Origin of the sequence: Aeromonas sp. QDB25 (assembly GCF_027707725.1) — a bacterium.
GTDB lineage: Bacteria > Pseudomonadota > Gammaproteobacteria > Enterobacterales > Aeromonadaceae > Aeromonas > Aeromonas caviae.
Map to the genome: position 1 here is coordinate 38,299 of NZ_JAPCIZ010000032.1, position 8,532 is coordinate 46,830.

At 59.3% G+C, this 8,532-nt stretch carries 11 protein-coding genes; 9 read left to right on the forward strand and 2 right to left on the reverse strand.

Translation table 11 applies throughout. The features are described from left to right. Positions 1–85: 85 nt before the first annotated feature. The 6 genes from miaA to PG883_RS12780 all read left to right on the forward strand — a co-directional run bounded on the left by miaA (position 86) and on the right by PG883_RS12780 (position 5,102). Positions 86–1,003, forward strand: a complete 918-nt coding sequence (miaA, locus tag PG883_RS12755) for a tRNA (adenosine(37)-N6)-dimethylallyltransferase MiaA (RefSeq protein WP_080770083.1) — start codon at positions 86–88, stop codon at positions 1,001–1,003. A 72-nt stretch (positions 1,004–1,075) separates the two neighbouring features. Further along, entirely contained in the window at positions 1,076–1,339 is a 264-nt protein-coding gene (gene hfq / locus PG883_RS12760; RefSeq protein WP_011704864.1) for an RNA chaperone Hfq, read from the forward strand. 63 nt (positions 1,340–1,402) lie between these two features. Further along, on the forward strand, positions 1,403–2,689 hold the full coding sequence (gene hflX, locus PG883_RS12765; RefSeq protein WP_270807260.1) for a ribosome rescue GTPase HflX: 1,287 nt from the start codon (positions 1,403–1,405) through the stop codon (positions 2,687–2,689). A 93-nt stretch (positions 2,690–2,782) separates the two neighbouring features. Continuing rightward, positions 2,783–3,934 (forward strand): FtsH protease activity modulator HflK, encoded by a 1,152-nt coding sequence (hflK, locus tag PG883_RS12770; RefSeq protein ID WP_010673195.1) that lies wholly within the window; start codon positions 2,783–2,785, stop codon positions 3,932–3,934. A gap of 3 nt (positions 3,935–3,937) precedes the next feature. Further along, a complete protein-coding gene (gene hflC, locus PG883_RS12775) occupies positions 3,938–4,822 on the forward strand; it encodes a protease modulator HflC (protein WP_010673196.1) in 885 nt (294 codons plus the stop codon). Between the two features lie 91 nt (positions 4,823–4,913). Beyond that, complete coding sequence (locus PG883_RS12780) at positions 4,914–5,102, forward strand: DUF2065 domain-containing protein (protein WP_010673197.1); 189 nt, start codon at positions 4,914–4,916, stop codon at positions 5,100–5,102. Positions 5,103–5,189: 87 nt separating this feature from the next. On the opposite strand, the gene ispB is transcribed toward PG883_RS12780, so the two are convergent. Then, on the reverse strand, positions 5,190–6,161 hold the full coding sequence (gene ispB / locus PG883_RS12785) for an octaprenyl diphosphate synthase (RefSeq protein WP_010673198.1): 972 nt from the start codon (positions 6,159–6,161) through the stop codon (positions 5,190–5,192). Positions 6,162–6,403: 242 nt separating this feature from the next. On the opposite strand from ispB, the gene rplU reads away from it, so the two are divergent. From rplU to cgtA, 3 genes are all read left to right on the forward strand, one after another. Continuing rightward, on the forward strand, positions 6,404–6,715 hold the full coding sequence (gene rplU, locus PG883_RS12790; RefSeq protein ID WP_005304210.1) for a 50S ribosomal protein L21: 312 nt from the start codon (positions 6,404–6,406) through the stop codon (positions 6,713–6,715). Between the two features lie 17 nt (positions 6,716–6,732). Continuing rightward, the gene (gene rpmA / locus PG883_RS12795; RefSeq protein ID WP_010673199.1) at positions 6,733–6,990 is read left to right on the forward strand and encodes a 50S ribosomal protein L27; all 258 of its coding nucleotides are present in this window, start codon (positions 6,733–6,735) and stop codon (positions 6,988–6,990) included. Between the two features lie 189 nt (positions 6,991–7,179). Next, a complete protein-coding gene (gene cgtA / locus PG883_RS12800) occupies positions 7,180–8,382 on the forward strand; it encodes an Obg family GTPase CgtA (RefSeq protein ID WP_010673200.1) in 1,203 nt (400 codons plus the stop codon). A gap of 52 nt (positions 8,383–8,434) precedes the next feature. Here the strand turns inward: cgtA and PG883_RS12805 are convergent. Then, a partial coding sequence (locus PG883_RS12805; protein WP_160171047.1) for a transposase occupies positions 8,435–8,532 on the reverse strand: 98 nt, incomplete at its 5' end.

An 8,532-nucleotide genomic window follows, 5' to 3' on the forward strand; every position in this document is an offset into this window, starting at 1 on the left:
TCGTCGTCTGTTGCATCCATATGACCAGTTTTATGCCGGCTCGCCCGTGAAGGGGCGGCCGAAGGGAGTATTTAACGTGGCTGACTTGCCGACTGCAATTTTTCTGATGGGGCCGACGGCCTCCGGCAAGACGGATCTCGCCATTGAACTGTGCCAGGCCCTGCCCTGCGACATCATCAGCGTGGACTCCGCGCTCATCTATCGCGGCATGGACATAGGCACCGCCAAGCCGACGCCAGCCGAGCTGGCGCAGGCCCCGCACCGGCTGATCGATATCCTGGATCCCGCCATGAGCTATTCGGCGGCGGATTTTTGCAAGGATGCCCTGCGGGAGATGAAAGAGATCGCCGACCGTGGTCGCATTCCGCTGCTGGTGGGCGGCACCATGCTCTATTTCAAGGCGCTGCTGGAGGGGCTTTCTCCGCTGCCTTCCGCCGATCCCGCCATTCGGGCCGGCATCGAGGAAGAGGCTGCCCGCCTCGGCTGGCAGGCGCTGCACGACGAACTGGTGCGCATCGACCCGGTGGCCGGTGCCCGCATCCACCCCAACGATCCCCAGCGCCTGTGCCGGGCGCTCGAGGTTTACCGCATCAGCGGCAAGACCCTCACCGAGCTGACCCAGGTACAGGGAGAGGGGCTGCCCTACCGGGCGCTGCAGTTTGCCATCGCGCCGAGGGATCGGGCCGTGTTGCACCAGCGCATCGAACAGCGGTTTGACAAGATGCTGGGCAGCGGCTTCGAGCAGGAGGTCAGGGCGCTTTACGAGCGGGGGGATCTCACCCCGGATCTTCCCTCCATTCGCTGCGTGGGATACCGCCAAATGTGGGACTACCTGGCGGGGGAAGTGGAGTATGATGAGATGCGTTATCGCGGCATTGTTGCCACCCGCCAGTTGGCCAAGCGTCAGATGACCTGGTTGCGCGGTTGGCCTGATGTGACCTGGTTGGAATCTGGTGAGTCTGGCAATCTGGCCAGGGTCGTCGCCCAAGCTGGTCCGGCTTGACACTCCTGTATAATCAGGTTGTTATATTGAATATCCGGTGTTTAAAAACAACAAACTATAAGGAAAAGAAAGATGGCTAAGGGGCAATCTCTCCAAGACCCGTTTTTGAATGCGCTGCGCCGTGAGCGTATTCCTGTTTCTATCTATTTGGTGAACGGCATCAAACTGCAGGGTCAGATCGAATCGTTTGACCAGTTTGTCATTCTGCTGAAGAACACCGTGAGCCAGATGGTCTACAAGCACGCCATTTCCACCGTGGTGCCGGCCCGTGCCGTCAACCATCACCAGCACGCCCCGGGCGCCGCCGGTGAAGAGCAGGGTGAAGCCGAGGCGTGATATCCTGCGGCGAGTTCACTCGCCAACTCAGATCCATCATGATACCTGTCAAGGAGCAAGCGCTTGTTTGACCGTTACGAAGCTGGTGAACAGGCCGTTCTGGTACATGTCAACTTCAGCGATGAGGGGGAGCGGGAGGATCTGGACGAGCTTAAGATGCTGGTGAGCTCGGCCGGGGTCAATGCGCTGGCGGTGATCACCACCAGTCGCAGCGCACCCAGCGCCAAATTTTTTGTCGGCAGTGGCAAGGCGGAAGAGATCGCGTCCCAGGTCCAGATGCTGGATGCGGACGTGGTCATCTTCAACCATGCCCTGACCCCCGCCCAGGAACGCAACCTGGAGCGTCTGTTCCAGTGCCGGGTGGTGGACAGGACCGGCCTGATCCTCGATATCTTCGCCCAGCGCGCCCGCACTCACGAAGGCAAGTTGCAGGTCGAACTGGCCCAGTTGCGCCATCTTTCCACTCGCCTGGTGCGAGGCTGGACCCACCTCGAACGACAGAAGGGCGGGATCGGTCTGCGCGGCCCGGGTGAAACCCAGCTTGAAACCGACCGCCGCCTGCTGCGCGAGCGCATCAAGGCGATTCTGCGCCGACTCGACAAGGTGGCCAAGCAGCGGGAACAGGGGCGACGTGCCCGCAACCGCAACGAAGTGCCGACCGTTTCCCTGGTGGGTTACACCAACGCCGGAAAATCCACTTTGTTCAACCAACTTACAGATGCCAGCGTGTATGCTGCCGACCAATTGTTCGCAACCCTGGATCCCACCCTGCGCAAATTGGTGATCCAGGATGTGGGTGATGTGATCCTGGCGGATACAGTTGGATTTATTCGGCACTTGCCCCATGATCTGGTCGCGGCCTTCAAGGCGACGCTGCAGGAGACCCGCGAGGCGGACCTGCTGCTGCACGTGGTGGACTGCGCCGATGAGCAGATGCAGGAGAATATCGATTCGGTGCAGACAGTGCTGGCCGAGATCGAGGCGGACGACCGTCCCCAGCTGATGATCTGCAACAAGATCGACAAGCTGAGCGATCGCCCGGCCGGTCTTGAGCGGGATGAGGCAGGGCGTCCGGTGCGGGTCTGGCTGTCGGCCCAGACCGGGGAAGGCAGAGAATGCCTGTTCCAGGCCCTGACCGAACTGCTGGCCGGCTCCATGGTCCATCACACCCTGCAGTTGCCGCCGTCGGCCGCGAGATTGCGCAGTGCGCTCTATCGGCTCAAGGGCATCGAGCAGGAAGGTTTCAGCGAGGAGGGGGATTTTGTCCTGGAGGTGCGCCTGCAACTGGCCGACTGGAACCGCCTCATGAAACAAGAAGGTGAGATTTTACAACGCTTTATCAGGCATTGATGGGTCGATGAACATAACTGGTTTGCTGATTTCATCGCCCCTCTGTGGCCCGATAGAGATGATATCCATCCGCATGTATTAATGGAGACGCTGATGGCTTGGAATGAGCCTGGTAACAATGGCAAAGACCGTGACCCCTGGGGGAACAACGGCAAGAATCAGGGCCCCCCTGATCTGGACGAGATGCTTCGCAAGGTGAGCCGTCGTTTTGGCGGTCTGCTCGGTGGTGGCAAATCCGGTGGTGGTGACGTCGGCAAGTTCGGCCTCTCCATCGCCTTGGTGGTGGCCGTGGTGGTGTGGGTCGTCAGCGGCTTCTACACCATTCGCGAAGCCGAGCGAGGCGTGGTGCTGCGCTTTGGCGAATACTCCCACAACGTGGATCCCGGCCTGCGCTGGAAACCGACCTTCATCGACCGGGTGATCCCGGTGGACGTGGAGTCTGTCCGTTCCCTGCCGGCGTCCGGTTTCATGCTGACCCAGGATGAAAACGTGGTGCGGGTCGAGATGGACGTGCAGTATCGCGTGGTCGATCCCGAGCAGTACCTGTTCAGCGTGACCAACGCCGACGAGAGCCTGAGCCAGGCCACCGACAGCGCCCTGCGCTACGTGGTGGGTCACACCCGGATGGATGATGTGCTGACCACGGGTCGTGAGAAGGTGCGTCAGGAAACCTGGCAGGTGATCGACAGCATCATCGAGCCCTATCAGATGGGTCTGCAGATCGTGGACGTCAACTTCCTGCCGGCGCGTCCGCCGGAAGAGGTGAAGGATGCGTTTGATGACGCCATTTCCGCCCAGGAAGATGAGCAGCGTTTCATCCGTGAAGCGGAAGCCTATGCCCGTGAAGTGGAGCCCAAGGCTCGTGGCCAGGTCAAACGTCTGGAGCAGGAGGCCGAAGCCTACAAGTCCCAGATCGTGTTGAAGGCCAAGGGTGAAGTCGCTCGCTTCAACGAGCTGCTGCCCCAGTATCAGGCCGCGCCCGAGCTGACCCGTGATCGTATCTACCTGGAAACCATGGAAGAGCTCTATCAGCAGGCCAACAAGGTGGTGGTCGACATGCCGGCTGGCAACAACAGCATGATCTACCTGCCGCTCGACAAGCTCTCTGGCAAGGCGAATGCCGTGCAACCGGCACGTCCTGCGGGCACCCCAGCAGTCGAGGCGGCCCAGCCGTCCAACGAAGGGGCCAACTCCACTCCGACCCCGCTGCGTGGCGGTGATCGTTTCAGCACAGGGAGAAACTGATAGATGAAAAAGCTAGCTATTGGTGTCATCGCTGTGGCCGCCATGGTCTGCTTCTCTTCCATCTTCATCGTCGATGAAGGACAGAAGGGGATCGTGGTGCAGTTTGGCAAGGTGAAACGGGTCGACTCTGGTGAACCGCGCCTGTACGAGCCGGGCCTGCACTTCAAGGTGCCGCTCATCGACCAGGTACGCAAGATGGATGCCCGCATCCAGACCCTGGAAGGCCAGGCGGATCGCTTCGTTACGTCCGAGAAGAAGGATCTCATCATCGACTCCTACGTGAAGTGGAAGATCGAGGACTTCTCCAAGTACTACCTGGCGACCGGTGGTGGCAACAAGATCCAGGCTGAAGACCTGCTCAAGCGCAAGATCAACAACGGCCTGCGTTCCGAGATCGGTAACCGCACCATCAAGGACATCGTCTCCGGCGAGCGCAGTACCGTGATGGAAGATGCCCTGATGAAGATGGCGCGCTCCTCCGAGCTCGGCATCAAGGTGGTGGATGTGCGCATCAAGCAGATCAACCTGCCGGTGGAAGTTTCCAGCTCCATCTATCAGCGGATGCGTGCCGAGCGGACTGCGGTTGCCCGTGAACACCGTTCACAGGGTCGCGAGCAGGCCGAGATCCTGCGTGCCGACATCGACCGCAAGGTGACCGTGATGATCGCCGACGCCGAGAGTAATGCCCGTCAACTGCGTGGTGAAGGGGATGCCGAAGCCGCCAGGATCTATGCCGACAGCTACAAGAAGGACCCGGAGTTCTTCAGTTTCGTGCGCAGCATGGAGGCCTATCGCAAGAGCTTCGCCGGTGGCAACGACCTCATGGTCCTGAAACCGGACAGCGAGTTCTTCCGCTACCTCAAGTCGCCGCACGGCAACAAGCAGTAAACATGTGTTGATATGACCCAAGGGCCTGATGATTCAGGCCCTTTTGTTTGCCGGCCACAGACCGGCAGGGGAACAGGGATAGGGAGAGGTGATGCTGACATCCATGTTGATGGGGCTGGGGTTGCTGCTGCTCTTCGAAGGATTGGGGCCCTTGCTCGCTCCCAGGGCATGGCAGCAGATGCTGCGCCTGCTCGGGGAGTTGCCGCCGGAACAGCTGCGCCGCATCGGCGGCTGTCTGGTGGTGGCAGGTGGTGTCATCTTGTGGGCGTTGGCCCGTTAGAGCCTGTGTTGATACGACAGTGGCACGGGGAATTCGGACAATAAAAAAAGGCCAGAGGGCCTCTTTTTTATTGTCCGCCGGCTAGCATCAGGCGCTGCGCTGCACCGCCATGTGGGCCAGGGTCTCCAGCGCTTGCTTGTGCCGGGAGTCAGGCAGGATGGCGAGGGCGGCGATGGCCTTGTCAGCCTCTTCCCGAGCTCGCTGGCGGGAGTATTCGAGAGCTCCGGTGCGATCCAGGATGCCCAGAATACGCTCCAGGTGATCCATACCGTTGCGGTGCTCGATGGCATCGCGCACCAGTTGACGCTCTTCCGGGGTACCCACTTCCATGGCGCGCAACAGCGGCAGGGTCGGCTTGCCTTCGGCCAGATCGTCACCCACGTTCTTGCCCATCTCCTCGCTCTGGGAGCAGTAGTCCATCACGTCGTCGATGATCTGGAACGCGGTACCCAGGTACTTGCCGTAGTCGGTCATGGCCTGCTCGACGGGCTCGGGCTGATGGGTCAGCACGGCGGCGAGTCGGGTCGCGGCTTCAAACAGCTTGGCGGTCTTGCAGTAGATGACCGTCATGTAGCTCTCTTCCGTGGTATCCGGATCGTTGCAGTTCATCAGCTGCAGCACTTCTCCTTCGGCGATGGTGTTGGTGGCATCGGAGAGGATCTCCATCACCTTCAGGTTGGAGAGTTCGCTCATCATCTGGAAGGAGCGGCTGTAGAGGTAGTCACCCACCAGAACACTGGCGGCGTTGCCAAACAGGGCGTTGGCGGTTTCCCGGCCGCGGCGCAGGTCGGATTCGTCGACCACGTCGTCGTGCAGCAGGGTGGAGGTGTGAATGAATTCGATGATGGCGGCCAGTTTCAGGTGATCTTCACCCTCATAGCCCAGTGCGCGTGCGGCCATCACGGTCAGCATGGGGCGCATCCGTTTTCCGCCTGCACTGACAATATAGAAACCCAGCTGGTTGATCAGGCTGACATCGGACTGGAGTCTCGCCAGGATCAGTTCATTGACCGCCGTCATGTCGGCGGCACAGAGCGCACGGATAGTCTGTTGGTCCATAAGTCTCGTCACGTGACGGCAGCATTTACTGCGTTTTTAGCAATGGCGGGGATTCTACACGATTTCACAATGGGTTACAGTTAGGCGTTTATTCACGGGGGCAGATATGCGCACAAAATAAACTTTTTGCTAAATTGGCCTTGCCTCGGCAAATCGTTCTGCGTAGAATGCCCGCCCATTGTTATAGGTTTTTGTGCGTGTCTGGCCTTGAGCAAAAGACACGCCTTTACGGAGTTAATCAAATGTACGCGGTATTCCAAAGCGGCGGAAAACAACACCGTGTGGCCGAAGGTCAAATCGTTCGTCTGGAAAAGCTGAACGTTGAGACTGGCGCTACCATCGACTTCAACGAAGTGCTGATGGTTGCTGCAGGCGACACTTTCAAAGTAGGTGCTCCTTTCGTTGAAGGTGGCAAGGTTGTGGCTGAAGTTGTGGCTCACGGCCGTGGCGAGAAAGTGACTATCGTCAAGTTCCGTCGTCGTAAGCACCACCGTAAGCAAGCGGGCCACCGTCAGTGGTTCACTGAAGTCAAAATCACTGGCATCAGCGCTTAATTAGAGGAGTCCGATAGATGGCACACAAAAAAGCTGGCGGTTCATCCCGCAACGGTCGCGATTCTGAAGCTAAACGCCTGGGCGTGAAGCGTTTCGGCGGCGAAACAGTTCTGGCTGGCAGCATCATCGTTCGTCAGCGCGGCACCAAGTTCCACGCTGGTGAGAACGTTGGTCTGGGCAAGGACCACACTCTGTTCGCTACCGCGAACGGTAAAGTGCAGTTCGAAGTTAAAGGTCCGCAGAATCGTAAGTACGTCAGCATCGTTGCTGAGTAATTACGGACCGCAAGGATCCGAAGCCCCGCCAACCTGGCGGGGCTTTTGTTTTTCTGATGAGTTTGACGAAAAAACGGCACGCGGATGAGCCGGCGCTGACAGCCCTCATCGGCCAGATGCGCCTCGCCCGAAGGGGCCCGTATCACTATAATTGCGTATCGGTTTTTCGAATTAAGGTGACGGTTACCTATGAAGTTTGTTGATGAAGTCCAGATTCGAGTCGATGCCGGTGACGGTGGTAACGGTTGTGTGAGCTTCCGCCGCGAGAAGTACATCCCGAACGGCGGCCCGGACGGCGGTGACGGCGGTGATGGTGGCGACGTGTATCTGGTGGCCGATGAAAACCTGAACACCCTGATCGACTACCGTTTCGAGCGCTTCCACGCCGCTGAGCGTGGCGAGAACGGCCAGAGTGCCAACTGTACCGGTCGTCGCGGCAAGGACAAGATCCTGCGCGTGCCGGTGGGAACCCGTGCCACCGATGAAGACACCGGCGAACTGCTGGGGGATTTGACCAGTCACGATCAGAAGCTGCTGGTTGCCAAGGGTGGCTTCCACGGCCTTGGCAACACCCGCTTCAAGAGCTCGGTCAACCGGGCGCCGCGCCAGAAGAGCAACGGCACCCCGGGTGAAGTGCGTACCCTGAGGCTGGAGCTGCTGCTGCTGGCGGATGTCGGCATGCTGGGTCTGCCCAACGCAGGCAAGTCCACCTTCATTCGCGCCGTTTCTGCGGCCCGTCCGAAAGTGGCAGACTACCCCTTCACCACCCTGGTACCGAACCTGGGTGTGGTACGTGGTGAGAACTCCCGCTCCTTTGTCATTGCCGACATTCCGGGTCTGATCGAGGGTGCTGCCGAGGGTGCAGGCCTGGGTATCCGCTTTCTCAAGCACCTGGAGCGTTGCCGCGTCCTGATCCACCTGGTGGATATCTGCCCGGTGGATGGCTCCGATCCTGCCGAGAACGCCGTGACCATCGTCCGGGAGCTGGAAAAATACAGCCCCGAGCTTGCGGGCAAGCCGCGCTGGCTGGTGTTCAACAAGATGGACCTGATCCTGGAAGAAGAGGCTCAGGAAGTGATGGACAGAGTCAAGGCAGCCCTCAACCACGAAGGTCCGGTCTACGCCATCACCGCCATCAGCAAGGAAGGCACCAAGAAGGTGTGCTACGACATCCTGGATCTGCTGGATACCATGCCTCGTCAGCTGGCGGAAGATGCCAGAGACGCCATCGAGAAGGTGGAGTTCAAGTGGGATGACTATCACAAGAACCAGCTTGCCAAGGCGGAAGCCGATGCCCTGGCGGCGTCCAAGGCCTTCGATGATGGCCTGGACGATGACGACTGGGACGATGAGGACGACGACGGCGTCGAAGTCATTTACGTTCGCGATTGAGCATCATGTTCGTGACAAGACCGGAGCCAGACAGGCTCCGGTTTTTTTAGGTTCATCGCGGCTTTCCGGGGAAGGCCGCCTTGATTTTCAGAAAAAAGTATTCTGAGTCCCTAAATCCATATGCCATGCGCTTTATCACTTTGATCTTGT